The 26,195-nt window shown below is 70.5% G+C and carries 21 protein-coding genes; 3 read left to right on the forward strand and 18 right to left on the reverse strand.

Annotated features, from left to right (window positions below):
- Window positions 1-71: 71 nt before the first annotated feature.
- Both MTO99_RS13105 and MTO99_RS13110 read left to right on the forward strand, forming a co-directional pair.
- Window positions 72-1,157, forward strand: coding sequence for an ATP-grasp domain-containing protein (locus MTO99_RS13105; protein ID WP_243554085.1), 1,086 nt, complete (start codon window positions 72-74; stop codon window positions 1,155-1,157).
- The gene (locus MTO99_RS13110; protein ID WP_243554086.1) at window positions 1,124-1,921 is read left to right on the forward strand and encodes an HAD-IIA family hydrolase; all 798 of its coding nucleotides are present in this window, start codon (window positions 1,124-1,126) and stop codon (window positions 1,919-1,921) included. Before MTO99_RS13105 ends, MTO99_RS13110 begins: the two co-directional genes overlap by 34 nt.
- 281 nt (window positions 1,922-2,202) lie before the next feature.
- On the opposite strand, the gene MTO99_RS13115 is transcribed toward MTO99_RS13110, so the two are convergent.
- From MTO99_RS13115 to MTO99_RS19055, 18 genes are all read right to left on the reverse strand, one after another.
- Entirely contained in the window at window positions 2,203-2,916 is a 714-nt protein-coding gene (locus tag MTO99_RS13115; protein ID WP_435520759.1) for an NUDIX hydrolase, read from the reverse strand.
- A 100-nt stretch (window positions 2,917-3,016) separates the two neighbouring features.
- Window positions 3,017-4,054: an aldo/keto reductase gene (locus MTO99_RS13120; protein ID WP_243554087.1), complete on the reverse strand. Its 1,038-nt coding sequence runs from the start codon at window positions 4,052-4,054 to the stop codon at window positions 3,017-3,019.
- Window positions 4,055-4,101: 47 nt separating this feature from the next.
- Window positions 4,102-5,523, reverse strand: coding sequence for an NtaA/DmoA family FMN-dependent monooxygenase (locus tag MTO99_RS13125; RefSeq protein WP_243554088.1), 1,422 nt, complete (start codon window positions 5,521-5,523; stop codon window positions 4,102-4,104).
- Window positions 5,520-6,833 (reverse strand): acyl-CoA dehydrogenase family protein, encoded by a 1,314-nt coding sequence (locus tag MTO99_RS13130; RefSeq protein WP_243554089.1) that lies wholly within the window; start codon window positions 6,831-6,833, stop codon window positions 5,520-5,522. The genes MTO99_RS13125 and MTO99_RS13130 overlap by 4 nt, the downstream gene beginning before the upstream one ends.
- Window positions 6,830-8,365 carry an NtaA/DmoA family FMN-dependent monooxygenase gene (locus tag MTO99_RS13135; protein ID WP_243554090.1) on the reverse strand — a complete coding sequence of 512 codons (1,536 nt, stop codon included), beginning with the start codon at window positions 8,363-8,365 and terminating at the stop codon, window positions 6,830-6,832. The genes MTO99_RS13130 and MTO99_RS13135 overlap by 4 nt, the downstream gene beginning before the upstream one ends.
- A gap of 91 nt (window positions 8,366-8,456) precedes the next feature.
- Window positions 8,457-9,614: an acyl-CoA dehydrogenase family protein gene (locus tag MTO99_RS13140; RefSeq protein ID WP_243554091.1), complete on the reverse strand. Its 1,158-nt coding sequence runs from the start codon at window positions 9,612-9,614 to the stop codon at window positions 8,457-8,459.
- Between the two features lie 211 nt (window positions 9,615-9,825).
- The gene (locus tag MTO99_RS13145) at window positions 9,826-11,559 is read right to left on the reverse strand and encodes a dipeptide ABC transporter ATP-binding protein (RefSeq protein ID WP_243554092.1); all 1,734 of its coding nucleotides are present in this window, start codon (window positions 11,557-11,559) and stop codon (window positions 9,826-9,828) included.
- 1 nt (window position 11,560) lies between these two features.
- On the reverse strand, window positions 11,561-12,427 hold the full coding sequence (locus MTO99_RS13150) for an ABC transporter permease (protein ID WP_243554093.1): 867 nt from the start codon (window positions 12,425-12,427) through the stop codon (window positions 11,561-11,563).
- A gap of 3 nt (window positions 12,428-12,430) precedes the next feature.
- Window positions 12,431-13,441, reverse strand: coding sequence for an ABC transporter permease (locus MTO99_RS13155; protein ID WP_243554094.1), 1,011 nt, complete (start codon window positions 13,439-13,441; stop codon window positions 12,431-12,433).
- A complete protein-coding gene (locus MTO99_RS13160) occupies window positions 13,441-15,057 on the reverse strand; it encodes an ABC transporter substrate-binding protein (protein WP_243554095.1) in 1,617 nt (538 codons plus the stop codon). Before MTO99_RS13160 ends, MTO99_RS13155 begins: the two co-directional genes overlap by 1 nt.
- A gap of 281 nt (window positions 15,058-15,338) precedes the next feature.
- A complete protein-coding gene (locus MTO99_RS13165; RefSeq protein WP_243554096.1) occupies window positions 15,339-16,271 on the reverse strand; it encodes a nucleoside hydrolase in 933 nt (310 codons plus the stop codon).
- Window positions 16,268-17,227: a ribokinase gene (locus tag MTO99_RS13170; protein ID WP_243554097.1), complete on the reverse strand. Its 960-nt coding sequence runs from the start codon at window positions 17,225-17,227 to the stop codon at window positions 16,268-16,270. Before MTO99_RS13170 ends, MTO99_RS13165 begins: the two co-directional genes overlap by 4 nt.
- Window positions 17,224-20,703 carry a hypothetical protein gene (locus MTO99_RS13175; protein ID WP_243554098.1) on the reverse strand — a complete coding sequence of 1,160 codons (3,480 nt, stop codon included), beginning with the start codon at window positions 20,701-20,703 and terminating at the stop codon, window positions 17,224-17,226. Before MTO99_RS13175 ends, MTO99_RS13170 begins: the two co-directional genes overlap by 4 nt.
- The gene (gene pyrE, locus MTO99_RS13180; protein ID WP_243554099.1) at window positions 20,703-21,278 is read right to left on the reverse strand and encodes an orotate phosphoribosyltransferase; all 576 of its coding nucleotides are present in this window, start codon (window positions 21,276-21,278) and stop codon (window positions 20,703-20,705) included. The genes MTO99_RS13175 and pyrE overlap by 1 nt, the downstream gene beginning before the upstream one ends.
- Before the next feature lie 10 nt (window positions 21,279-21,288).
- Window positions 21,289-22,659 (reverse strand): threonine/serine exporter family protein, encoded by a 1,371-nt coding sequence (locus MTO99_RS13185; RefSeq protein ID WP_243554100.1) that lies wholly within the window; start codon window positions 22,657-22,659, stop codon window positions 21,289-21,291.
- A 7-nt stretch (window positions 22,660-22,666) separates the two neighbouring features.
- Window positions 22,667-24,025, reverse strand: a complete 1,359-nt coding sequence (locus MTO99_RS13190) for an anaerobic C4-dicarboxylate transporter family protein (protein ID WP_243554101.1) — start codon at window positions 24,023-24,025, stop codon at window positions 22,667-22,669.
- Window positions 24,022-24,774 carry a Type 1 glutamine amidotransferase-like domain-containing protein gene (locus MTO99_RS13195; protein WP_243554102.1) on the reverse strand — a complete coding sequence of 251 codons (753 nt, stop codon included), beginning with the start codon at window positions 24,772-24,774 and terminating at the stop codon, window positions 24,022-24,024. Before MTO99_RS13195 ends, MTO99_RS13190 begins: the two co-directional genes overlap by 4 nt.
- A gap of 203 nt (window positions 24,775-24,977) precedes the next feature.
- A complete protein-coding gene (locus MTO99_RS19055) occupies window positions 24,978-25,100 on the reverse strand; it encodes a hypothetical protein (protein WP_256461014.1) in 123 nt (40 codons plus the stop codon).
- Window positions 25,101-25,250: 150 nt separating this feature from the next.
- Between MTO99_RS19055 and MTO99_RS13200 the strand changes: the two genes are divergently transcribed.
- Entirely contained in the window at window positions 25,251-26,153 is a 903-nt protein-coding gene (locus MTO99_RS13200; protein WP_243554103.1) for a LysR family transcriptional regulator, read from the forward strand.
- The last annotated feature ends 42 nt before the right edge of the window (window positions 26,154-26,195 follow it).

A 26,195-nucleotide genomic window follows, 5' to 3' on the forward strand; every position in this document is an offset into this window, starting at 1 on the left:
GCGACCTGCCCGCCCCCGATCGGAGGACTCATGGACGCGCAGCACGTGCCCGCCCTGACCGGAGCCCCCGCGTGATCCTCGTCGCGGCGGCGCGCGACGATGCGCACGCGACCGCCGTCGTCGATCGACTCCGTGAGGCCGGCCGACGCGTCGTCCGGCTCGACACCGCCGACCTCGCCGGGGCCGGCTCGCTCGAACTCGCCTTCGGCGCCGGACACCACCCCGAACTGCACCTGCGAACCGGGCGCGCCGGGCGCCACGGGCTCTCCGAGCGCGGCGCGAACGCCGAACCCGCCTCGCGCGCCGACATCGCCGCGCGCTCCGAGCCCGCCTCACGCGCCGAGCCCGCCGACGACGACGTCGATCTCGCCCGCGCCGGCGTCGGCTGGTGGCGCCGGCCCGTCGCCGGCCGGTTCACCCGCCCCGCACTCGTCGCCGCGCTGCGCGAGTCGCACGAGGTGCTCGAGGGAGTGCTCGCCTCGCTCGCGATCGACTGGCTGAACCCGCCCGCCGCCGAGGACGCGGCCCGCCACTCGCTGCTGCAGTGGACCGCCGCAGCCGAACTCGGCTTCGCCCTGCCGCACACCATCGTCACCCGCGACCCCGACCGGGCGCGCGAGTTCGCGACCCGGCACGGCGCCGTGGTCACGAAGTCGCTGCGCCCGCACGGCGAGGGCGTGGGCGACACGCATCGGCTCGAGGCATCCGAACTGGCCCGACTCGACCGTGTGCGCCACGCACCCACCCTGCTGCAGGAGTACATCGACGGCGTCGACCTGCGCGTCACGATCGCGGGCGACGCGGTGTTCACCGCCGAGATCGACGCCGTCGACTCGCTGCGCCCATGGGAGCTGCGGCGCGGCAACTCGATCACCCGGGTGCGGCGGGCCGAACTGCCCGGCAGCCTCGGGCAGGCGCTCGTCGGACTGGCCCGACGCCTCGGCCTCGGATTCACCACCGTCGACCTGCGCCGCACCGCCGACGGCGAGCACGTGCTGCTCGACCTCGACCCCGCCGGATCGTGGTTGTTCGTGGAACGCGCGACCGGCCTGCCGATCACCGACGGAGTCGCCGATGTCCTCGCGGCGCGCGATGGCGCGAGCCTTCGCCCTACGCTTGATGCATGGGACGACGCGACGAGGTCGAGTGCTGGCTGACCGACATGGACGGCGTGCTCGTACACGAGAACCACGCCCTGCCCGGTGCCGCCGAGCTGCTGCAGCAGTGGGAGGACGCGGGCACGCCCTACCTGGTGCTCACGAACAACTCGATCTTCACCGCGCGCGACCTCTCCGCGCGGCTGCGCGCGTCGGGGCTGAACGTGCCCGAAGACCGGCTCTGGACGTCGGCGCTCGCCACCGCCGACTTCCTGAAGCAGCAGGTGCCCGGCGGGTCGGCGTTCGTCATCGGCGAGGCCGGCATCCTCACCGCACTGCACGAGGCGGGCTTCGTGATGACCGAGACCGACCCCGACTTCGTCGTCGTCGGCGAGACCCGCAACTACTCGTTCGACGCGATCACCAAGGCGATCAGGCTCATCGGGCGCGGCGCGCGCTTCATCGTGACCAACCCGGATGCCACGGGCCCGAGCGCCGACGGGCCGCTCCCGGCGACCGGGGCCATCGCGGCGCTCATCACCAAGGCGACGGGCAAGGAGCCCTACGTCGTCGGCAAGCCGAACCCGATGATGTTCCGGTCGGCGCTGAACAAGATCGGCGCGCACTCCGAGAACACCGCGATGATCGGCGACCGCATGGACACCGACATCGTCGCCGGCATCGAAGCGGGCCTGCACACCGTGCTGGTGCTCACCGGCATCAGCGACCAGGCCGAGATCGAGAAGTACCCGTTCCGCCCCGACGAGGTGGTCGAGGGCGTGTTCGAGCTCGTGGCATCCGAACCGGTCGAGACCGAGCTGTAGCGGAGCGGGCCTGCCGCCCGCCCTGCCGCCCGTCTTCCCGCTCGCTGCGACTGGAGCGTGCCGCCCGTCTTCCCGCTCGCTGCGCCTGGAGCCTGCCGCCCGTCTTCCCGCTCGCTGCGCCACTTCCGCGTCCCCTGCGCCAACTCGACTGGCGCGGAGCCCGCCGAACTGGCGCAGCGCCGCGGTGGCGGGTGCTGCCCGGGGCGGCGGGCGGTGCCGCGGGTTGGCCGGGGCGGCGGGCGGTGGCGCAGGTTGGGCGGGGCGGGGGCGGTGGCGCGGTGCTACGGCAGTTCGAGTTCGCGGGAGCGGTCCCAGGGCTCGGTCCAGCCGAGCGCGTCGAGGAGGGCGTCGAGGATGCCCGCCGTGAATCCCCAGACGAGATGCTCGACCCCGGCGGCGGTCACGAGCCATCCGGGCCCGCGCCACACCTGACCTCCGCGGCGGAACACCGTCGTGTACCGATTCGCCGGATCGAGCAGATCGGCCACCGGCGTGCGGAACACGTGCGCCGACTCGGCGACGTCGACCACCCCGACCGGACTCTGCCGCGCCCACCAGCCAAGCACCGGCGTCACGACGTGGCCCGACACCGGCACCGGGATCTCAGGCAGGGTGCCCAGCACCTCGACGCCCGTGGCATCCAGCCCGGTCTCCTCGCGCGCCTCGCGGAGCGCGGCCGCGACCGGTCCGTCGTCGCCCGGGTCCTGTCGCCCGCCGGGGAACGCCACCTGCCCGGCGTGCGAGCGCAGGGTCGCCGCCCGCTCGAGCAGCAGCAGATCGAGGTCGCGCGACACCGCCGTCGCCTGCGCGTCGTGATCGGCCGGGCGCCCGTCGAGCACGCCGAAGAGGATCAGCACGGCGGCCGGCCGGGGGTCGGGTGCCTCGGGCAGACCCCGGGCGTCGCGCCACTGATCGAGCAGGTCGGATCGCGCGACGAGCCGCTCGAGCTCAGCGCGCGCCGAGCCCTCCGGGGCTGTCGACGCGCTCGTGGTCACCCTGCCAGGCTATCCCCCGGCACGGGGCATCCGGCCAGGCGGTTCGACCCCGCGGAACGGTCGGCCGGCCGGTAGCTCCCCGGTCGCGCAGATCCCGAGGTCAGCCGACCGGCACGACCGGCGCGGCCGCCTCGCGGAACGCCGAGATGCCGTTGGTCGACGGCGCCCGCTCACCCTCGACGAGGCCGGCGAGGGCGTCGAGCTCGGCGAGCGTCTCGGCCGAGAGTCTCGCCCCCACCGCGACGAGGTTCTCGTCGATCCGCTCGGGCCGACGCGTGCCCGGGATCGGGACGACCGGGATATCCAGTTCGCGCCCGCGCGCGTACACCCACGCCAGCGCGACCTGTGCGCGGGTGAGGCCCTCGCGTTCCGCCGCGCGCTCGGCGACGGCGAGCGCCTCCAGGTTCTGCGCGAGCGCCTGCTCGCCGAACCGGGGGAACCGGCGACGCGCGTCGTCGACCGGGAGCTCGGAGCTCACGCCGCCCGCGAAGAAGCCCCGCCCGAGCGGGGAGTACGCGACGAAGCCGACGCCGAGCCGGCGTGCCGCGGGGATGACCTGCGCCTCGACGTCGCGGCTCCACAGCGACCACTCGCTCTGCACCGCGGCGATCGGATGCACCGCGACAGCGCGCTCGAGCTCGTCAGCAGTGACCTCGCTCACGCCGATGCGGCCGACCAGCCCCTCGGTCACGAGCTCGGCGAGCGCGCCGACGCTGTCTTCGATCGGCACACGCGGGTCGACTCGGTGCAGGTAGTACAGGTCGATGCGTTCGGTGCCGAGCCGCTCCAGGCTCGCCCGCACCGACTCGCGGAGGTACGCGCGGTCACCGCGGAACCGGACGCCGTCGGCATCGGGTTGGGGCAGGATGCCGACCTTCGTCGCGAGCACCACCTCGTCGCGCCGGTCGGCGAGCAGCCGGGCCACGAGTCGCTCGTTCTCGCCGCGGCCGTAGATGTTCGCCGTGTCGATGAAGCGCACGCCCGCGTCGACCGCGTGGTGCAGGGTCGCGAGCGCAGCATCGGGGTCGACCTGCCCGTACGAGCCGCTCAGCGCCATGCCGCCGAACCCCTGGGCGGGCACGACGAGGCCGTCGCCGAGCGCGACGTCGGGGATCGAGGCGTGGTGGTCTGCGGTCATGCGGAGCTCCTCAGGGTGGGCGTGCGGTCAGTTGGCGGCGAGCGGAATTAGGCGGCGGCGCCCTGTCCGCCCACCGGGAACCGCAGCGGCGGCACTGGCACGTCGAAGTTCGCGCCCCCGCGGTAGCGGGCCGCGATATGCGTGTCCGGCAGACGGTCACCGCGACCGAACAGTCGATCACGCAGGCTCGTCGCCGAGGCATCCGTCTGGAGCCTTCCACGCCGACGAAGCTCGGGAACGACCAGCTCCGCGAAGTCCTGCGCAGTGCCGAACGAGTGGAACTGGCGCAGGTTGATCCCGTCGATGCCGTCCACATCGAGCCAGCGCTCGATCTCGTCGGCGACGACCTTCGGCGTGCCGACGACGTGGAACCGCTCACGGCGCCCGCCCACGAGACTGTCGAGGAGCTGGCCGACGGTCAGATGCAGAGGGAGCATGGGGGCTCGATCGAGCTGCTTTCCCGACCGCTCGATCGCCTCGGCGACACTGATGTCGCGCGGTGCCGTCGTGAGATCGACAGGCAGGCTCGCGTGCGCGAGGTACCCGTCGATCGACGCGTGCTCCTGGAAGAGCCGCCACTTGTCGGCCGCTTCCTCCTCGGTGCGGCCCACCACGACGACCGCGCTGGCGATGAACTTCACATCTTCGGCCGCTCGGCCATTGCGCACTGCAGCCTCCTGCATGTTGCGCTTGTTGGCACGGAACTCCTCCGTCGTCCGCCCGCCCGTGAAGACGAGTTCGGCGTGCCGACCGGCGAACTCGGTGCCTGCGGGCGATCCCGTCGCCTGGAACAGCACGGGCGTGCGCTGCCTCGATGGGTGCACGATATGCGGGCCGGCGACGCGGTGCGTCTCGCCGACGTGGTCGATGTACCGCACCTTCGACGGGTCGGTCGCGATACGCCGCTCGCGGTCGTAGACCACGGCGTCGTCATCCCACGACCCCTCCCACAGCTTGTAGAGCACGTCGAGGTATTCGTCGGCGAGCTCGTAGCGGCGGTCATGCGGGATCTCACCATCCAGCCCGAAGTTGCGTGCAGCGTTCGGCAGGTAGCTGGTGACGATGTTCCAGCCGAAACGACCCTTTGTGAGATGGTCGAGCGTCGACGCCCGGCGTGCGAACGCGAACGGCGGCTCGTACGTCGTTGAGAACGTCACGCCGAACCCGAGCCGCTTCGTGACGGCTGCCATCGCGGGAACGATGAGGAGCGGGTCGAGGTTCGGACTCTGCAGCCCCTCACGAAGCGCCGTCTCGGGCCCGTCGCGGAACACGTCGTAGGCACCGATCACGTCGGCGAGGAACACGGCGTCGAACCCGCCGTCCTCGAGGATGAGCGCGAGTTCGGTCCAGTACTCGAGTTCATCGAACCGGTGCCGGTTGTTGCCGGGCAGCGGCCACAAGCCGTGCGAGATGTGGCTGATGCACGCCATCTCGAAGAGGTTCAGGATGAGCTGCTTCTTCTCGGTCACGCGGATGCCTCCGGCTCGTCTGAGACGCCGGTCGGTTCGGATGCTCCGATCTCATCGGATACCCCGCTCTCATCGGATGCCCCATCGTCATCGGATGTCCCGACGCGCGCCGCGGCATCCGGCTGGTCGATCGTATAGATGCTGAGCGGATCGGTTCCGTTCAACAGATACGCCCCGATCACCCGCTCCTTGTAGATGCGCGGGTTGTGCGAGGTGAGGGTGCGGGCGTTGCGCCAGTGCCGGTCGAGCGCCGCATCGGCCTGCACCCCCGATGATCCGAGAGCATCGAATACAAGCGTCGACGCATGCAGCGCCGCATCTGTTGCCGTGAGCTGCGCTTCGTAGACTGCGACGGCCGCTCGTCTCGCGGCGGCCTGCAGGTCGCCGCCGGTACCGATCGTGCGCCACACCTCATCGACCGCGCGCGCACCCCGCTCGACCGAGGCCTCGGCCGCGGCGGCGTGCCCCGCGATCCGGCCGACCACCTGCTGCACTTGGGCATCGTCACGCGGATTCGGCGCGAGCGCATGCGGATACGACCGCGTGCGAGCGATCACCCGCTGCACCGCGTCGTCGCGCACCGCACGGGCGACGCCGGCGAGCGCAGCAAGCAGGACGAGCTGGTACACGGCCTCCTGCGACACGTGCCGGTCGTCGAACGAGAACACGGCGTCGTCGGCGACCGGCACGTCGATCAGCCGCGTCGTACCGCTGCCGGTCGCGCGCTGCCCGAACCCGCCCCAGTCGTCGATCAGTTCGACGCCGGGCGTATCGGACGCGACCAGCGCGATCACGGGTGCCCCATCGTCACCGAGGGCCAGCACGCCGACATGGTCGGCGTAGATCGAACCCGTGCTGTAGTACTTCACCCCGTTCAGCCGCAGGATCCCGTCCACCCGTTCGAGTCGCGTCTCACCCAGGATCGACGCAGTGCCGGTCTCGGACCACGCCCCGCCGATCACCGTACCGCCGGCGATTCGCGCGAGCCACTGCCGGTCGCGATCGGTTCCGCCAGCGAGTCGATCCTCGACGAACGCAATGTGGTTGCGCCAGATCTGCGGCTGGTTCGAGTCGGCGGCACCGAGGTCAACGAGCACGGCGAAGAACTCGGCGACCGTCAGACCGCCGCCTCCGAGTTCTGTCGGCACCCGGAGCGCACCGAAGCCTGCGTCGGCGAGCGCCTGCGTCTCGTCGTACGGTCGAGTAGCGGCCCGCTCGTGAGCACCCGCGGTCTCGGCTATCCGAGCGAAGACCGGTGCCAGGCGAGCGCTCGCGGTTGCCAGGCGCGACGCCGCGATCACCTCGCTCATCTCGCCGCCTCGGCCGAGAGCTCGACGTCGCCGGAGGTTCCGGGTCGGGGGGATGCTGCGGACTGTCCGTCAGCCTCGAGCGGAAGTCCGGTAGCGGCATCGACATCACCCGCTGTATCCGACTGCGCGAGTTCCGAGGCGCCCGCTCGGGCGGCCTCCACCGCTGCCCATCCGCCGGGTCGGAACGCCCCGCGGTACTTCGCCGCCGGGTGCCGCTCGTTCAGACGAGGGGCACCGAAAAGGCTGCCGCGCAGCGTCGGCTCGGGCCCGTACTCGCGCTGGGCGAGCCCGCGCTCGCGCAGGACCGGCAGCACCTTCTCGGCGAACTCCTCGAACGAGCCGGGGATGACCCAGTTGATGACGTTGATGCCATCGACGCCGGCCGCCTGCCACTCCTCGAGCGCATCGGCGATCTGCTCGGGCGTCCCCACGACGCGAGTCGAACGCGAGATCAGGAGGGCGACATCGCGCACGAGCGGCTCGCGGTCGGTGATCGCCTTCGAGACCCACTCGCCGAAGCCCTTGGCCGTGTTCGTGTCGACGTCCTTCAGCGGGGTGTCGGGGTCGTAGACGCGGCCGGTCTTGTCGACGAGCGCCGAGTGGGCGAGATAGCCGTCGATCGAGACGTACTGCTCGTACTCGGCGGCCTTCGCCTGCGCCTCCTCCTCGGTGTCGCCGATGACGAACGACAGCCCCTGGAAGAACTTGATGTCGGAAGCCAGGCGACCCGCTTCCACCGCCTGCCGACGCGTGTCGTCGATGAGCTGCTTCGCGAGCGCCGGGGTCGGCGCGATGATGAAGGTCGCTTCGGCGTGCTTGGCCGCGAACGCACGCCCCGACGTCGACGACCCTGCCTGATACAGCACGGGGGTGCGCTGCGGCGACGGCGAGGGCAGGTGCGGCCCCTGCACCGAATACCGCGCGGATTCGTGGTTGATCTTGTGGATCTTCGAGGCATCGGAGTACACGCCCCGCTCACGATCCTTGAGCAGCGCGCCGTCGTCCCACGAGCCCTCCCAGAGCTTGTAGGCGACATCGACGTACTCCTCCGCCCAGGCGTAGCGTTCGGTGTGGTCGGTGAGGCGGGGGTATCCGAAGTTGCGCGCCCCGTTGTCCTGCAGTCCCGTCACGATGTTCCATGCCACCCGGCCCTTCGAAATGTGGTCGAGCGTCGAAACCTGCCGCGCGAACTGGTACGGGTGGCTCTGCGCGACGTTCGAGGTGAGGGCGAGCCCGATGCGCGAGGTGTGCACCGCGAGTGCGGCGACGAGCGGAATCGGGTCGTTCGACGGGATCTGCAGACCCTCGCGGATGTACACGTCGAAGTCGGCATCGGCATCGCCGTACACACCGGTCACATCGGCGAAGAACAGCGCGTCGAACTTCGCCGCTTCGAGCTTCTTCGCAAGGTCGATCCAGAGCTCGACGTTCTCGAAGTCGACCTGGCCGGCGTCGGGCCGCCGCCACTGGCCGTGGTGGATGTGGGAGTTCGTGTTCATCACGAACGCGTTGAAGTGCAGCGGGGTGGTCATGATGCGATCTGCTCCTGGGTTCGGTTCGGTACGGCGGGTGCGTCCGGCTCGAAGGCCGGGATGGATGCGATGAGGCGGAGCGGCCGGGGTGTCAGGCCCCTCTCGGGCTCTCGCCTGTGCTCCACGAGTAGATGAGACCATCGCCTGTGAGGAGCTCCCGGCCGAGCGCGCGAGCTTGATAGATCGCCGGATTGTGCGATGAAACAGTGCGAGCGTTCCGCCAGTGCCTGTCGAGTCGCCGTGATTCGCTCGTGGCTGAAGCCCCGCCTACTTCGAACAGCAACGTCGTCGCCTGGAGGATGAGATCGGTGACGATGAGTTGCGCCTGGACAGTCTCGCGCTCCGCTCGACGGAGCAACGGTTCGATGTGTGACTCGCCGCCCCCAATCGCATCGTGCGCATCTTCGACCGCGGCTGCCGCCGCGAGGGTGGCCGATTGGGCCGCTTGCACGAGTGCCGAGATGCGACCGACGACCTGCTGAACGAGCGGGTCATCGACAGCGGCGGTGGCGAGGCCCTGGCTGTAGACGCGGGTCCGGCTCCTGACAAAGTCGATGGCGTCGCGAAGCGCGGCTCGCCCCACCCCGACGAGACTCGCAAGGAGCACGAGTTGCAGGAAGCCGGTGATATGCGTCGGGCCGTCCTGTTGCGGAGCGACTTCGCTCGGATCGACGACGACGCTCTCGAAACGCGTCGTCCCGCTGCCCGTCAACCGCTGTCCGAAGCCATCCCAGTCGTCGTTCCGGGTGACGCCCTCGGCCGTTGCGTCGACGACGACACTCACGTGGTCGCCGAGCTCGTCGACTGCGGCGACCCAGATCCTGTCGGCGAAAATCGATCCGGTGCTGTAGTGCTTCACGCCGTCGAGCAGCAACTCGTCACCGTGCCAGCGAAGTCGGGTGACGTAGTCGCCCACACCCGCCGTGCTCCGCTCGTGGCTCGCGTTGCCGAACACGGCGCCCTCGGCTACGAGCCGGAGGCGTCGGTCCCGCTCGGGCGACGGCGGCTGCACGAGCCACCCTTCGACCGCCGTGAAGTGCGCCCGCAGCAACTGCGGAATATTCGAATCCGCCTCGCCGAGTTCGATGAGCAGGCGGAAGAGCTCGGTCACGGACGCTCCGAGGCCGCCGAGCGACTGCGGAACAGTCACGGCGGTGAATCCTGCATCGCGCAGCCAGCCGACCTCGCGGTGGGGCAACCGCCGCTCGACTTCGCGCTGCACGGCGTCCTCGGCGATCCGATCGAACACGGGTTGGAATCGCGACACGTCGGAAGCCGACGCCCGGATACTGCTCATCTCACTCACACGGCTCATCTGCCGACCTCGGCTTTCTGGAACGCTTTCGCGTCGATGAACGCGCCGCGGGCGGCGCTGGCTGATCCCCGGGAAGCCACGGTCCATGCGTGAAGAGCCGATCGCGAGATGTTTCCTCCAGGGCCGCCCTTCGTCCACTCCGGTCTCATCGGATCGCTCCTTCCAGCTCGCGGTTCCCGGTCGTGCTCCCATTCGGGTCGCCGCCGTCGTCCTGGCCGCCGGTCCCGGTCGGAAGGCTGAGCACCGAATCGAGCAGAGTCCGCGTGTAGTCGTGCTGCGCGTGCTCGAAGATGTCGTCGACGGACCCGGACTCCACGACGCGGCCGTCCTTCAACACGAGGACGTCGTCCGCGACGTGTCGCACGACGCCGAGGTCGTGGCTGATGAAGAGGTAGCTGAGCCCGAGTTCGCGCTGCAAGTCCGCAAACAGATCGAGGACCTGCGCCTGGATCGAGACGTCGAGCGCAGACACTGGCTCGTCGAGGACGAGCACCTTCGGTTCGACCGCGAGCGCGCGTGCGATCGCGACGCGTTGCCGCTGACCACCAGAGAGTGTGAGCGGCACGCGAGTGGAGAGCACTCGGGCGAGTCCCACCTGGTCGAGGAGCTCGGTCAGTCGATCGGCCCGCGCAGAGCGCGGCACTCCGCCGGCATCGAGCGCGTCGAGCAGGACCTTCTCGACGGTGTGACGCGGATCGAAGGCGCTCAGGGGATCCTGCTGGACGAGCTGGATCTCGGGGCGATGCGGCCGCCGATCATGTTCCCCGGAGGGGACCCACGGGAGTCCGCCGATCCGCACCTGCCCCGCGTCGGGCGCGATCAATCCGAGCACGAGACGCGCCGTCGTCGACTTGCCCGAACCCGATTCGCCGACGATCCCGAGCGAGGTGCCGGTACGCAACGTGAATCCGACTTCGTCCACGACGGTCCGGATGCGGCCATCGGGGCCCCGGTACCGCTTGACGAGGCCTTCGGCCTCGATCGCAGGCGCGGCTTCGGACAGCTCCGAGGGCCGGTGCGTGCGGGGTCTGATCTCGGCCGGCGGGAGCTCGGACAGTCGGGTGCCCTTGGGATGGGCTGCCGGGACCGCCGCGAGCAAGCGCTTCGTGTACGGATGCCGCGGGTCGCCGAGCACTTGCTCGGTCGGACCGTGCTCGACGATGCGACCATCTTGCATCACTGCGACCTCGTCGGCGAGTTCGGCGACGACCGCGAGGTCGTGGGAAATCACCAGGAGACCATTCCCGTCTGCTTTGAGACTTCCGAGCAAGTCGAGGATCTGCGCTTGCACGGTCACGTCGAGTGCCGTCGTCGGTTCGTCGGCGATGATCAGCCGAGGCTGGAGCGCGATCGCCTGTGCGATGAGGGCACGCTGGCGCAGACCGCCCGAGAGTTCTCCCGACCGCTGGTCGCGGCGCAGTTCGGGCTCCGGTACCCCCGCGCGGACGAGCGAGTCGATGGCACGCAGACCGCGCTCCGGCTTCGAGCCGAAGCGATGGATCCGCAACCCCTCGTCGATCTCCTGACCGATCGTTCGAAGCGGATCGAGCGACACGAGCGCGTCCTGCAGGACGAATCCGACGTGGCGGCCACGGATCTTCCGCCAGGCGCGTTCGTCGAGGTTCCGCACGTCCCTCCCGAGCAGGTCGCGCCGGCGAGCGGTGACGGTCGCGCCCTCACCGCTCAGGCCGAGCAGGCTTCTCGCCGTGACGGTCTTGCCCGACCCCGACTCGCCCACGAGCGCGAGCGCTCGTCCGGCCCGCACGGTGAAGGTGACGTCGTGCACGACCTGCACCCGCCCGCTCGGTGTGTCGAACCCGATGTCGAGCCCTTCGACACTGACGAGGTCCTCGCCCGCTGGTGTTTCGAGGTGCGTCATCTCAGGCCTTCCCTTCGATCCGTCGTTGGATATGACGCCCGACGACAGTGGTCGCGAGCGCGCTCGCGGTGATCGCGAGCCCGGGGAACACCGCGATCCACCAGGCGAGCTGCACGTAGTTACGGCCGTCGGCGAGCATCGTGCCCCATTCGGCCGCAGGCGGTTCGGCGCCGAGCCCGAGGAAGCTGAGCGCTGACGCCCAGACGATCGCCTGTCCGACGCCCAACGTCGCGAGCGCGAGGAGCGGTCGGGCGACGTTCGGGAGGATGGTTCGGCGAAGGATGTGCGCCGGACTCCGGCCGAGGATCACGTTCGCCTCGACGTAGGCCGAGCCCGTCACCGAGATCGTTTGCACCCGCAGGATGCGTGCGTACCCGGGCGCCGTGCCGATGCCGACCGCGAAGACGAGCGTGACGACGCCCGAGCCTGCGATGACGATGAACAGCAACGCGAGCAAGAGGCTCGGGAACGCGAAGAGCACCTCGAGCACGCGCGCGATGACCCGGTCTGTGCGTCCTCGGGCCAGGCCCGCCGTCACCCCGAGCGCGGCGCCGAGCACGAGGCCGACGACGGTCGCGCCGATTCCGACGAGCAACGATTGCGCCGTGCCCTCCACCACCCGCGAATACACGTCGCGACCGTTCTGGTCGGTGCCGAAGAGGTGGCTCAGACCGGGCGCGGCGAAGTTACCGGTGGCGTCGACTGCGAAGGGATCGTGCGTTTGCAGCAGGCTGGGCCAGATGGCGGCGATGACGATCAGAAACAGGAAGACACCAGCGACCACCGCGCCGGGCGGGGTCCGACGGAGTTCCGCGACGAGTCGATTCGGTCTCGTCGCGACTCGAGCATCGGTTTGGATGACGACCACGATTCAGTCCTCCCGTTGTGCGATGCGAGGGTCGACCACTCGGTAGAGCAGGTCCACTATGAGGTTCACGACGATGTAGACGACCGCGATCAGCAGCACCACTGCGAGCACGATCGGTGCATCTCGTTTGACGATCGCGTCGACGAGGCTCCTTCCGAGCCCCTGCCTGGCGAAGATCACCTCGGCGACGACCGCACCGCTGATAAGCGAGCCGATCGCCCATCCCGAGAGAGTGAGCCCCGGCAGAAGCGCGTGGCGCAGCGCGTGGACGATGCGCACCCGCAGGTCGCTCGCTCCGCGGGCACGCGCACTCAACGCGTACGGCTGGGAAAGCGCGTCGTCGAACGACTCCCTCGTCACCTGTGCCAGGAAGCCCGCCAGCGGGATCGCCAGCGCGAGCGCGGGGAGGACGATCGATCGCGGGTCCTCGCTTCCTGCAACCGGGAACCATCCGAGGGTGAACGCGAAGACCACGAGGAGGGTAAGAGCGATCCAGAAAGGCGGGATCGCGGCGAACAGCACTTCAACTCCCCGTCCGAAGGCATCGGCAAACCGCCCTCTGCGCACTGTGAGCAAGCTCAGCGCGAGGGAGAGCGCCCACGCGAGAACGATCGAGACGATCGTGAGTTGCAGCGTCGGCCAAACCTGCGGGAACAAGAGCGGCGCGACGGGCGACTTATAGATGTACGAGACCCCGAGGTCACCGCGGACGAGGCCGATCATGTAGTTGGCGAACTGGATGAACACCGGCTGGTCGAGACCGTACTGCGCGCGAGTCGCCGCGACGGTCTCCTCGCTCGGTGCAGCACCCGACGCCCCCAGAATGATCAGTGCCGGGTCACCCGGCACGAGCTTCAACGCGAAGAAGGTGATCGTGACAACGGCGAGGACCACGACGACTGAGCCGAACACGTGTACGAGCACACGACGCAACCAACGTCCGGACGTTCCGACCGCTGGATGCTCCGCGACCGCGCCGGCTCGCGGAGCATCCAGTTGTTGCAGCGTTGACATCAGTCGCTCGTCACTGCGGCGTCGTACAGGTACGGAAGCGACAGCGAGGGCTCGACGATGACGTTATCGACCTTGTCGGCACGGCTCGCGAGCTGCGTACTCTGCGAGTACAGCGTCAGCTGCAGAGCGTCACCGCTGATGATGCGCTGCGCCTCGTAGTAGAGCTGCTCGCGCGCATCGCGGTCAGTGGTCGCGAGCGCGTCGTTCAGGATCTGGTCGAGTTCGGGGTTGCTGTACCCCGATCCATTGGGGATCCATCCGGCCGACTCAAGGTACTCCGTCGAGAACACGATACGGAGGACGTCCGCGGTGTTCGTGTTCCAGTACTGGCTGCGCAGGTCGTAATCGAAGGTGCTGTTCCGTTCGAATCCGGTCGCGCTGTCCACATTGTCGATCTCGAGGTCAAACCCAGCGTCCTTCACGTTCGCCTGGATCTGCGTGAGCAACTCGACGAGCGCGGCCGGGTTCTCAGCCGGTGTCAGGGGCAGCGAAACCGTGAGGCGCTTGCCTTCCTTCGTCCGATAGCCGTCCCCGTCGCGGGTCGACCATCCGGCCTTGTCCAGCAGATCGTTCGCCTGATCCAGGTCATATGCGAACGCATCCTCGAAGTCCGATGAGTAGAACCCAGTGACGTGGCTGAGCGGTCCGCCCGAGTAGGTTGCCGTCCCGAGGAAGATGCTCTCGACGCTCTGCTTCGTGTTCGCGGATAGCAGGAAGGCCTTGCGCACGTCGAGGTCGTCGAAGGGTGCGCGCTGCACGTTGAGGGCGAGCGAAGTCGGGTTGCCCGGGCGATCGTTGAGGTTGAGTGCAATCCGGTCGTCGGCTTCCGCCTCTGCGAAGTTCTCGGGCGGCAGGAAGTCGATGGCGTCGACCTCTCCGGTCCGGAGCGCCCCGTATCGCGTCGCATTCTCGGGGATAATGCGCCAGACGATCTTCGCGATCGAGGCCGCTCCGGTGTGCTCGGCGAACGGAGGCGCGCTGTTGTAATCCTCGTTCCGCTCGAGCACGACCTCTTGCTGCGGCGTGTACGCGACGATCTTGAACGGGCCGCTGCCGACCGGAGAAGTGCAGTTCTCGTCGAGGCTCCGCGCGAGCGCGGTGGGCGACTGGATCCCGAGGAACGGCTGCGCGAGCACTTCGAGGAAAGCCGCATACGGCCGGTTGAGCGTCACCACGAGGGTCGTTGCATCGACCGCCTCACTCGAGACGTAAGGCTTCAAGTATCCGCCTGCCGTGCCCGACTGTGTCGCGGGGTCCACCATGTGGTCGAGGTTCGCCTTGATGGCAGCGGCATCGACCGGAGTCCCGTCGGTGAACTTCACATCGTCGCGGATCGTGAACGTCCATGTGAGGCCGTCATCCGAGACTGTCCAGTCGGTCGCGAGCCACTCGTGGATGTCGCCCTTCGCATCCTGCGAAACGAGCGAATCGAGGTACTGGGCGGCGATCGAGGCCTGCGGCATGTCTCCACCGACGTGCGGGTCGAGGCAGCTGATGTCCTTGCCGGTCGCATAGACAAGCGTCCCACCATCGCTGGGAGCTGCGCTCTCCGTGCCGCCAGCGCAGCCGGCCAGCGCGAGGGTCGCGACGGCGCCTGCGCCGAGCAGTGCGAGCATTCGTGGTCGGTGAGTCATGGTGAGACGGCTCCTTCTGGGGTGGCGCCCGCGACGCGGATCGCGTCGGGCGAATCACCATGTTGAGCCGTCCTGTGGGACGCTGCGAGCACGCCCGTCACAACCGCACGAAATGCGAAATACGGTGCCATCCAGGGTCACGCGCCGTCATGCTCAGTCATTTGCGCGAACAAGACATCTGGATGTCTTGTAGACGCTCTGACACGCGTGATCGTCGACGAACGGGGATGCATCGTGGATGGTCGCCTGCCGCGACCCATCCCTCACCCCAACCGCGCCAGCGCCTCCAGCACCGCGTCCCAGAAGCGCGGCACGTCGAGCGCGACGGCGACGTTCGCGTTCGGCTCGCGGCGGAGCATCCCGTCGAAATCGACGCTGGTGGCGCCGGCCGTCTCGGTGCCCGCGAGCTCGATGTCGAGCCGGGTGCGCACCACCTCGACGCAGCCCGGGTCGGCGAGCACGGCGACCGCGACGGGGTCGTGCAGCGGGCCGTCGGGCATGCCGAACACCTCGTCGTTGGTGCGGCAGAAGAAGTCGAGCAGTTCGTCGCCGAACGCGCCCGTGCGGCTGCCCAGCGCGGCGATCCGCGAACGCACCGCACCGGTCACGAGCGCGGTGTGCGTCACGTTCAGGCCGACCATCGTGAACGGCACGCCGCTGCGCACCACGAGGTCGAGCGCTTCGGGGTCGACGAGCGCGTTGAACTCGGCGTAGGGGGTCGCGTTGCCGCGTTCGGTGGAGCCGCCCATCCAGACGATCTCGCGGATGCGCGGTGCGAGCTCGGGCCGGTCGCGCAGCAGGACGGCGACGTTGGTGATCGGCCCGGTCGCGATGATCGCGACGGGTTCGGATGCCTCGGCCAGCGTGTCGGCCATCAGCTCGGTCGCCGTGCGCGGGTCGAGCGGCACCGTGGGCTCGGGCGGTTCAGGGCCGCCGAGGCCGTTGGCTCCGTGGATCCACTCGGCGGTCTGCAGCGCACGTTCGAGCGGTCCGGATGCCCCTGCCGCCACCGGCACATCGGTGACACCGGCGACGGTGAGTGCGACGCGCGCGTTGTGCTGCGTGAACTCGAGCGGCACGTTGCCGCCGACGGTGGTCACGGCGCGCAGGTCGAGCGTCGGATGCCCCGCCGCGAACCACAGCGCGAAGACGTCGTCGTGGCCGGGGTCGCAGTCGAGGATGACGGGGAGGCTCACGCGGCACCCTCGAGGGCGTCCGCGGCGGCGACCACCGCGTCGCGGTCGGCGTAGGAGTCGACCGTGCCGCGCTGCTGCACGGCGAGCGCTCCGGCTGCGGTCGCGAGGCGCACGGCATCGACGAGCGGATGCCCCGCGGCCAGCGCCGCGGCCAGCGTGCCGGTGAAGCCGTCGCCCGCGCCGGTGGTGTCGACCGGGGTGACCTCGGGCGCCGGCTGCGTCCACGCGGTCACGCGCCCATCGGCGTCGGAGCGTTCGGCTGCGACCGCACCCGCCGCCCCCAGCGTGACCACTACCGATTGCGCGAGCCCGCGTTCGACCGCGGCCGACGCGGCGGCGAGCCATCCGTCGATCGCATCGCCCGGCTCGATGCCGACCGCACGCGCCTCGTGCTCGTTGACCACGAGCGGATCGGCGGCCGCGAGCGTGTCGGGCGACACCTCGACGGGCGGGGCCAGGTTGAGCACGAACCGGGTGCCGGCCTCACGGGCGACCTCGGCGATCCGCTCGATCGTCGCGACCGGAAGCTCGCCCTGGGTCAGCACCGCGCCCGCGTCGGCGACCCGCTCGCGCGCGCCGGCGACGACGGCGGGAGACATCCGCTCGTTCGCACCGCTCGCGACGATCACGGTGTTCTCGCCCGAGTCGGCGACGGTGATGAGCGCGACGCCGGTCGGAGCATCCGGTTCGATGCCGAGCCCGTCGGTCGCCAGGCCGAAGCCCGCGAGCGTGTCCCGCGCGAGCCGCGCATTGGCGTCGTCGCCGACGCGCGCGAGCAACTCCACGTCGGCGCCGAACCGGTGCGCCGCGACCGCCTGGTTGGTGCCCTTGCCGCCGAGCGCGACGCGCAGGCCGTGCGCGGTGATCGTCTCGCCGGGCGCGGGGAACGACCGCACGTACGCGGTCGAGTCGACGTTCAGCGACCCGACCACGACCACGCGGCCGGCTGCACTCATGCTGCCGGGCCGGGGCCTTGCAGGCTTCCGGTGATCGGCTCGCCGCCCGAGCGGTTCACGAAGCAGTACAGGTTGCGCTGCCCCGAATCCCACTGCTCCTGCGTGACCGGGAACGTGCCCTGCACCTGCAGGTCGGGCACCGCCGCGGCCGCCGCCTGGTCGATGATGCCCGCCGTGGTGCAGGTCGCGGTGATCTGCGCGGCGAGCGCCTCCTCACCCGGGAACGCCGCGGCCGGGTCGGCGTTCACGCTCGCCCGGTAGACGAGCTGGGCCGCGTGCGGCTGCGCGCAGTCGACGACCGTGAACTCCTCGGCCCACGGATCGGTGAACGGATCGAGGCACTCGCCGCCGAACAGGGTGTCCCAGGCGTGGGCGCCGGCCGGCTGGGGTGCGGTCGGCTCGGGCGCCGCCGTCTCGGTCGGCGTGGTCGCCGGCGAGGGCGACGCCTCGGTCGCACCGCCGATGAGTCGCGTACCGAGGATGAACAGGCCGACCAGGATGAGCACGGCCACCAGGCCGCCCGCGATCCACAGCAGCGGGCGGAGGCCTCGGCCCGAACCGTCGCGGTTGCCGCCTGAGCCGCTGCCGCCGCCCGCGCCACCCGGGCCACCCGGGCCGCGATCGCCGCCGCCCGAACCGGAGCCGCCGTTGTAGCCGCCGGAGCCGCCGTTGCCGCCGCCGTAGCCGCCGCCCGGGAAACCGCCGCCGCCACCGGGTGCCGCCGCCGGCGGGGCCGGGAACGGCGCGCCGCCACCGGCCGGCGTCGACGCCGGGAACCAGTCGCCCGGATCCTGAGGGAGGGGTTCCCCACCGGTCGCGGGGTCACGCGGCGCATCGGCCGCGGCGAAGGCGGCGACGTCGAACCGCGCCGTCGGCGTGGGCTCGGACCTGAACGCCTGCGGCTCGTGGAACTGCGGAACGGGCGACGTGCCGCCCACACGCGGGTCGACGAAGCCGGGGTCGGGCCGCAGGCCCCACTGGTACACGGGCTCGCCGATGTCGGCCGGATACTCGTCGTCGTCATCGAGTTCGGCGTCGCGCTCGTCACGACGACGCTGCAACCAGCCCCGGAGCCCCCGCGGCTCGTCGGGCGCATCGTCGTACGCGACGAGGTCGCCGCGGGCGAACTCACCCGTTTCGGTGAGCGCGTCGAATCCCAGCGCCGACATGCCGTCGAACGATCCGGTCGTCGTCAGCGGCTCGCGCTGCGGCGGGTCGTCGTATCCGGCCGGTGCGGCACCGAACGCAGCGGGCCAGTCGGATGCCTCGGATGCCGGCGCCTTCGCGGCAGCGCCGCCCGTCAGGGCTGCGAGCACGTCGTCGACCGGCTCGGGTCGACCGAACTGCCCGCGCGCGGACGACTGCTCCCATGAGGGTGCGGCCAGATCGGGTTCATCGGCGAGCTCGGGGAGCTCACCGCCGAGGGTCCACCCCGACGCGGCCGCGGCGCCGGCGTCGCTCGGACCCCGCACCTCGAGGAACGGGAATCCGGCATCGTCGCTCGCGGCCGCCGGCTCCTCCGGCGACCAGGGCTGTGGCGACTCGTGCCACTGCGGTGCAGCAGGTTGCCCGCTCTGCGGGCCCTGCGGCTGGGGCTCCCACGCCTGGGGCTGCTCGGCAGGCTCGTCCCAGCGTTGGGGCTGGTTCCACGATTGGGCCGGCTCGGGCTGCTGATCCCACGACTGCTGCTGATCCCACGACTGCGGCTCGACCGGCTGATGCCAGGATCCGGGCTGTTCGGCGTGCTGCTCATCCCAGCTCTGCGGCGACGGATCCCACGTTTCGGGCTGAACCGGTTCGACCGGCTGCCCCCACGTCTGCTGCGCCGGCTCGGGCTGCTGCTCCCAGGCCTGCGGTTGATCCCACGACTGAGCGGTCTCGGGCTGCTCCCAGCCCTGCGTCTGCTGCTCGGGCTGCTCCCAGCCCTGCGTCTGCTGCTCGGGCTGCTCCCAGCCCTGCGGCGCGGCAGGCGGATCCCACGGCTGCGGCTGCGCTCCGGGCTGGCTCCACGACTGCGGGTCGGGTTCGGGCTGATGCCAGCCCTGCGACTCCGGCTGAGGCTGCGCCTGCGGCTCGTTCCACGGCTGCGGTTGCGGCTGCTCCCAGCTCTGGGGCTGCGGCTGCTCCCAGCTCTGGGGCTGCGGCTGCGGCTCGTTCCACGACTGCGGCTGCGGCTGCTCCCAGCTCTGCGGCTGCGGCTGCGGCTGTTCCCAGCTCTTCGGCTGCGACTGCGGCTCGTCCCACGACTGCGGCTGCGGCTGCGGCTGTTCCCAGCTCTGCGGCTGCGGCTGTTCCCAGCTCTGCGGCTGAGCGGGAGGGGTGACGGGGTCGGGCGACCACGGCGTCGGCTCGGGCTCGTTCAGCGCCGACCACAGTTCGGCGCTGTAGTCGTTCGCGGATCGCGCACCGTCGGGGGGCAGCGGCGTGAACGATCTGCGCGCGACCGGCGGCGGCGTGAACCCCGCGAACGGGTCGGTCGGATCGAAGTCCTGCTCGGGCTGACCGGCGGTCGCCTCGGCGGGTGCCTCGGCCGACGGTGCCGGCGGGGTCGCCTGTGCGGGAGGCTGCTCGCTCTGCCACGGCGCGGCAGGCGCAACCGACGACTGCTCGGCCTGCCAGGGCGTGGCAGGCGCAACCGACGACTGCTCGGCCTGCCACGGCGCAACCGGCGCAGCAGGCGCAACCGACGACTGCTCGGCCTGCCAGGGCGTGGCAGGCGCAACCGACGACTGCTCGTCCTGCCACGGCGCAACCGGCGCAACGGGTGCCCGCTCGGCCTGCCACGGCGCAACCGGCGCCTGCTCACCCTGCCACGGCGCGGCCGGAGCCGATGCAGGGGGCGCAGCGGGCGCAACCGGCGCCGGAGGCGCCGGAGGCACCGGTTGCACCGGAGGCACCGGAGGCTGCGATGCCGCGAGTGCATCGGGGTCCGCGAGTCGGCGGAACGCGGACCGCAACCCCTCTTCGGTGCCCAGGTCGGGGCGCCGCTCGGGCTCACCCCAGGTGAGCGCGTACGGTGCGGTGGGAGTGGCGGGCCCGGGAACCGGTGCGGGCGGCGCACCCCACGAGGCATCCGGACCGGCGGCCGCGGGCGGAGCCGTCGGCGGTACCGAGCTGCCCTGGAAGGGCGCTCCGCGCGGGGGCACCGAGAACTGCCCGGCGACCGGCTCGGGGGCGCGCGGCGGCTCGGGCGGGGCGACCGGCTCGGCGAGCGAGAACCAGTCGGGCTGCTCGCCGCGCGTCGGCGACGGTGCGGCCGGTTGCGCGGGCTCAGGAGCGGACGTGCGGCGCGGGGCGGGGTACCCGGCCTCGGGGTAGGGCGAGCGCGTCGGCTCGGGATACGGTGCGGGGGCCGAGGGCTGCGCCGGCGCGGCCTGCGGCGTCGCCCGGCCGCCGTTGGCGAGTTCGCGCAGCAACGAGTCGGCACCGCGCAGGTCGAGCGGGTCGCCGCCGGGGAGCGATTCGTGCCGTGCCATCAGGCCAACCCCAGGTCGGCCAGGCCGATCGCGTACAGATAGGGAACGCCCGCCGCCTCGATCACCTCGCGTGCGCCGGTGTCGCGATCGACGACGACGGCGACGGCGACGACCTCGGCGCCGACCTTGCGCAGCGCCTCGATCGCCTTCAACGGCGAGCCGCCCGTGGTCGAGGTGTCCTCGAGCACGATGACGCGCTTGCCCTCGAGGTCGGGCCCCTCGACCTGCTTGCCTCGACCGTGGTCTTTCGGCTCCTTGCGTACGACGAAGGCGTCGTACGCGAGGCCCCGGGCGGCACCCTGGTGCAGAACCGCGGCCGCGATCGGGTCGGCGCCCATCGTCATGCCGCCGACCGCGGCGACATCGGGAACCTCGGCGATGAGGTCGATCATGACCTGCCCGATGAGCGGCGCGACCCGGTGGTCGAGACTCACCTTGCGCAGGTCGACGTAGTAGGTCGCCTTCTTGCCGCTGGTCAGCGTGAAGTCTCCGTGGAAGACGGCGTCGGCGGAGATGTGGTCGATGAGCCGGCGGCGCACGTCGGCGGCATCGGGCGAGGGCTCTGCGAAAGTCACGGGTGAGAGTTTACGTGCCGTCGGCCTCGGAGGAAGGGGGGAGTTCCCCGTGAGGACGCCGCCAGAACGACCGCGGTGTCCCGGGCAGCAGCCGCGCCCACAGCGGCGGTCGTTCGGTCTCGTGCAGTGCCGGCACGTCGACGTGGAAGTTCGACACCTCCTCGGCACCGTGCTCGACGAAGCGATACCCGGCGGTGCCCACGAGCACTCCGATCGCGATCGACATGACCGACACCAGCGCGGCCGCGAAGTCCTCGGTAGCCCCGTTCGGGCTCTGGATCGCCTCGGTGAGCCCGACCAGCCCAGCCGCGCCCGGCACCAGCAGCCAGAACGCCGGCAGGAAGGTCAGCTGCGACGGCGCACCGTGCTTCAGGCTCGCGATCCACAGCACCACGGGCGCGATCACGAACCCGCCGATGAAGCCGCTGAGGCTCTGCCCGAAGATCCACCCGCCGATCGTCTGCCCGACGTACGCGACGAGGATGACGAGGAACACCCACCAGAACGTGCGCGCGGGCGCCGCGAAATGCAGATAGTTGCCGACGGCGAAGAACACCAGGCCGAAGGGCGCCGCCCACCACGGGAAGGACTCGGTCGTCACGAGCGGCACGTACGACGACGAGCCGACGCCGATGATCGTGCCCGCCGCGATGATGCCGAACGACAGCAGCCCGAGCGTGACGAGGCCGGTCACCAGCCGGGAGGCGCCGGAGACCATCTGGCCGGCCGCGAGTTCCATGACGGCGGTCGTGAGCACACCGCCCGGAAGGAAGGTCGCCAACGGCGCGATCATCAGTCGGATCGGGTCGCCGACCTCGATCGCCGGTGCGAGGAGGAACACGGCGAGCGCCGACACGAACGCCGCGACGACGGGGAACACGAGCTGCAGCGTGGGCGATCGGATCAGCTTCGCGAATCCGAGCACCGCGCCGAGCCCGAACGCGAGCAGTGCTCCCTGCCAGGTCGGTGCCAAGAGCAGCGCCAGCCCGGTGGTGAGCAGCGCGTGCCCGAACACGCGCCAGCCCCAGTGCCGCTCGAGCTTCATCGCACCGATCTCGTTCAGCCGGTCGATGCCGTCGCGCGGATCGATCGCCGCCTGCTTCGCCCGGGCGATGAGCTCGTACAGGGCGGCGATCTGGTCGAAGCGGAGCTTCGCGCGCGACGAGGTGCGGAATCCGAGTTTCGGGGTGTCGCCGCCGCCGGTCTCGACGAGGGTGAGGGTCGGCAGCACGAAGAAGTCGACCTCGTCGTGCCCGTACGCCCGGCTCACCTCGCGCATCGTGTCGCCGACGCGGTCGACGCCGTCGTCGGCCGCGAGCATGCCCTCCGCCAATCCCAGCAGGAATCGGCGGAGGGCGGTGTCCTCGCTGAGCTCCGACATCGCCCGATCAGACGATCACGAACGACAGGATGACCCCCACCACGATGGCACTGATGATGTACACGAGGTTGGGCAACTGGAACGAGTGGTCGACGACGAACTTGCCCATCCGGGTCGTCCCGGTCTGGTCGAACGCGACGGTCGCGACCTGGCTGCCGTTCGCCGGCAGCGTGTAGATGCCCATCGCCGCGGGCCAGAGCCCGACGAGCAGCGACGCGGGCAACCCGATCGTGATGCCGATCGGCACGATCGCGTTCGTCGCGGACGACTGGCTCGTGGTGAGCATCGCCACCAGGAACAGCGCCAGCGCGAACAGGACGGCGCCGATGAACGCGCTCGAGCCCGACACCATCGACCCGAGCCCGTCGACGATCAGGTCGTTGTTGTTCGCGACGAAGGTGTTCGCGAGCCACGCGATGCCGAACAGCGCGATCGCCCCGACGATGCCGGCGGGGAACGTCGACTGCTTCGGGACATCCGATGCCTTGACCTTGCAGAACACGAAGATGAGCGCCGCGATCACGCCCATGATCACTTCGATGATGGCGGAGACCGCCATCCGCTCGGGGTCGCCGTCGCTGTCGGTGCCGACGACCGGGCGGAGGCCCTCGAACAGGCCGAACACCACGATGAGCGCCACGCCGCCGAGGAAGAGCGATGCCGAGAGCACGGCGGTGGCCGGCAGCTTCTTCTCGTGCGCATCCTCGACCGGCGGTTTGATCTGCCCTGCGGCGAGCCGGCGCTGGTACTCGGGGTCGTCGTCGAGGTCTTTGCCGTGCCGCAGCATCACCAGCGCGGCGAGGAAGAGCCCGATGACGGATGCGGGCCACATGATGATCAGCAGTTTGCCGAGATCGACGCCCTGCGGCGTGAGGAGCACCACCATCGACGCGGTCGCCGCCGACACTGGCGAGCAGAGGATGCCGACCTGCGAGGCGACCGCCGACACCGACAGCGCGCGCTCGGGGCGGATCTTCTGCTGGTACGACACGTCGTAGATGACGGGCAGCAGCGGATAGAAGATGTTGCCCGTGCCGGCGCCGACGGTGAAGAGGAACGACATGGCCGGCGCGAGGAACACCACCGACTTCGGTCTCGACCGGATCGCTTTCGCGGCGACCGACACCATCCAGTCGATGCCGCCCGCTGCCTGCATGACCGAGGCCGCGGTGACGACGGTGATGACGATGAACACCGCATCGACGGGCGGCGATCCCAGCGTGGTGCCCGGGAAGAGGAACACCAGCGCCGCGACGCCGACGAGACCCCAGACGCCGAGCCCGATGCCGCTCGTGCGCGTGCCCATGTAGATGGCCGCGACGACCACCAGGAGCTGGAGCAGGAGGATCCAGATGTTGTCGTTCACGAGCTCGGCCCCGCCGCGATCGGGCCGGCACCGGCGAGCACCTTCGCGGGCAGCTGCGTCTCGACGATCCTGCCGTCGACCGCTTCGACGCGCAGGGCGAGCGGATCCTCGACGGGACTGATCGCGGTGACCAACTCGATCGCGTCACCCGACCGCGTGAAGTGCAGCGACTGCAGGTTGCCGACGGCGTACCCCGTCGCGAGCTCGCCTTTCAGCAGCGCGTCGTGGAAGAGCGGTCGGCGCTGGTCCTCGGCGTCGTAGTGCGGGCAGAAGCTGCCGTGCAGGAATCCGAGGCCCTCGGGCAGCACCTGCAGCGTCGGCCCGTAGCTGTCGGTCGTGCCGCCTTCGAACCAGCAGATGCCGCCGGCCGACCCGCCGGTGAACACCACGTTCGACCCCGGGTCCTCCCACAGGTCGCGCATGATCTCGTCGAGGCCCTGCCGCTTCCACACGTCGAGCATGTTCGCGGTGTTGCCGCCGCCGACGTGGATGACGTCGAACCCCCGCACGAAGCCCGCGAGGTCGTCGACCGCCCGGTGGAACAGCGGCAGGTGGTGCGGCGCGCAGCGGTCGGAGTCGTAGGTCGTGTAGAAGCTCAGGATGTACGGCGCTTCGTCGCCGGTGGCCGTGCCGACGAACAGCACGCGCGGGCGCTCCTTGCCCGTGAGTCGCAGGATGTATTCGTGCGTCGGGTCGGTTCGGCGCTCCATCATCGCCTTGCCCGCCCCCGTCGCGACCACGTGCGCCATCGGCACCCCCCAGTGTCGCTTCCCCTTGGAGGTCAACCTAGCGCCCGGATCGAGACGGTGTCGAGGATGTCACGGAGCGCGCGCTGCGCGGATCACGCGCTCGCTCTGCGCGCCGCCGGCGCAGATGCGAAGAGCCGCATCGCGAGGTGTCCCTCTCTCGCGTTGCGGCTCTTCGTTCGGGGCCGAGCCCCGGGTCGCGCGACCTAGACGGTGCGCGCGAAGGTCTCCCTCGGCTGGCGGCGGTACCCGTCACGCGCGGTGACGACGAAGGTTCCGACGACACCGGCGACGCTCAGTGCGCCCAGGAGGAGAAGTGCGATCGTCACGGCCGGTTCCTTTCGAGGTGAGGTGCAATCCGCAGGTACGCGGAGACACCGTCCCAGAGTGGTCCGCGTCCGCATCGACCCTCTCATTGTGGCCCGGCAAACCGTTCAGCACAAGCTCACAATTCTTTAATGACCATGTAGCCTGACTACATGGATGTGAAGCGCCTCGACCTGCTCCGCGAACTCGCCGAACGCGGCAGCGTCACCGCGGTCGCCGAGGCCGCCGGCCGCACCCCGTCGGCCGTCTCGCAACAGCTCAAAGTGCTCGAACGAGAGGCCGGGATGCCCCTCACCCAGCGCGAGGGGCGGGGCATCGCGCTCACCAGCGCCGGCCACGCGCTCGCCCGCAGCGCGACCGAGGTCGCCGTCGCGATCGCTCGCGCCGAAGCCCTGTGGGACGAGTTCCGCAATCATCCGAGCGGCGAGGTCAGCCTGCTCACGTTCCCCACGATCGGCGCCACGCTGCTGCCGGCGGTGCTCACCGACCTCGCGAGCGTCGCCGGGCTCGTCGTGCACGCCACCGACCTCGACCCCGAGATGGACGAGTACGCCGACCTCGCCAACGACCACGACATCGTGCTCGCCCACGCGATGCCCGGCGACCTGCCGTGGGGAGGCCGGGGCCTGAACGCCGTGCCGCTGCTCACCGAACCGCTCGACGTCGGCCTGCCCGCCGACCACCGGCTCGCGGCGCGTTCGCACGTCACGGCCGACGACCTCGTCCACGAGACCTGGCTGGGCGTGCCGCCCGGGTTCCCGTTCGAGCGCATCCTGCACGCGATCGAACAGCAGGCGGGCGGGCGCATCGAGGTGTCGCAGCGCATCAGCGACATGCGCATCATCGAGGCGCTCATCGAGGCCGGCCTCGGCATCGCACTCGTGCCCCGGTACACATCGGGCCCCGTGCCGCCCGGCATGGTGCTGAAGCCGCTGCGCGGCGTGGCATCCGCCCGTCGCATCGTCGCCCTCACCCGACCCGACGTCGCCGAGCGCCTCGCGGTGCGCACCGTGCTCGACGTGCTCGTCTCCCGCGCCGCACGCCTCGGCGAGTAACCGCGAATCCGTCCCGCACGAACACCCGCGGCCGGCGGATCC

Source organism: Agromyces larvae (assembly GCF_022811705.1).
GTDB lineage: Bacteria > Actinomycetota > Actinomycetes > Actinomycetales > Microbacteriaceae > Agromyces > Agromyces larvae.

Coding starts and splice junctions, on each gene's coding strand:
- MTO99_RS13110 (WP_243554086.1), top strand. CDS start 1,124: ATGGGACGACGCGACGAGGTCGAGTGCTGGCTGACCGACATGGACGGC.
- MTO99_RS13120 (WP_243554087.1), bottom strand. CDS start 4,054: ATGACCGCAGACCACCACGCCTCGATCCCCGACGTCGCGCTCGGCGAC.
- MTO99_RS13130 (WP_243554089.1), bottom strand. CDS start 6,833: ATGAGCGAGGTGATCGCGGCGTCGCGCCTGGCAACCGCGAGCGCTCGC.
- MTO99_RS13135 (WP_243554090.1), bottom strand. CDS start 8,365: ATGACCACCCCGCTGCACTTCAACGCGTTCGTGATGAACACGAACTCC.
- MTO99_RS13145 (WP_243554092.1), bottom strand. CDS start 11,559: ATGACGCACCTCGAAACACCAGCGGGCGAGGACCTCGTCAGTGTCGAA.
- MTO99_RS13155 (WP_243554094.1), bottom strand. CDS start 13,441: ATGTCAACGCTGCAACAACTGGATGCTCCGCGAGCCGGCGCGGTCGCG.
- MTO99_RS13160 (WP_243554095.1), bottom strand. CDS start 15,057: ATGCTCGCACTGCTCGGCGCAGGCGCCGTCGCGACCCTCGCGCTGGCC.
- MTO99_RS13170 (WP_243554097.1), bottom strand. CDS start 17,227: ATGAGTGCAGCCGGCCGCGTGGTCGTGGTCGGGTCGCTGAACGTCGAC.
- MTO99_RS13175 (WP_243554098.1), bottom strand. CDS start 20,703: ATGGCACGGCACGAATCGCTCCCCGGCGGCGACCCGCTCGACCTGCGC.
- MTO99_RS13185 (WP_243554100.1), bottom strand. CDS start 22,659: ATGTCGGAGCTCAGCGAGGACACCGCCCTCCGCCGATTCCTGCTGGGA.
- MTO99_RS13195 (WP_243554102.1), bottom strand. CDS start 24,774: ATGGCGCACGTGGTCGCGACGGGGGCGGGCAAGGCGATGATGGAGCGC.
- MTO99_RS13200 (WP_243554103.1), top strand. CDS start 25,251: ATGGATGTGAAGCGCCTCGACCTGCTCCGCGAACTCGCCGAACGCGGC.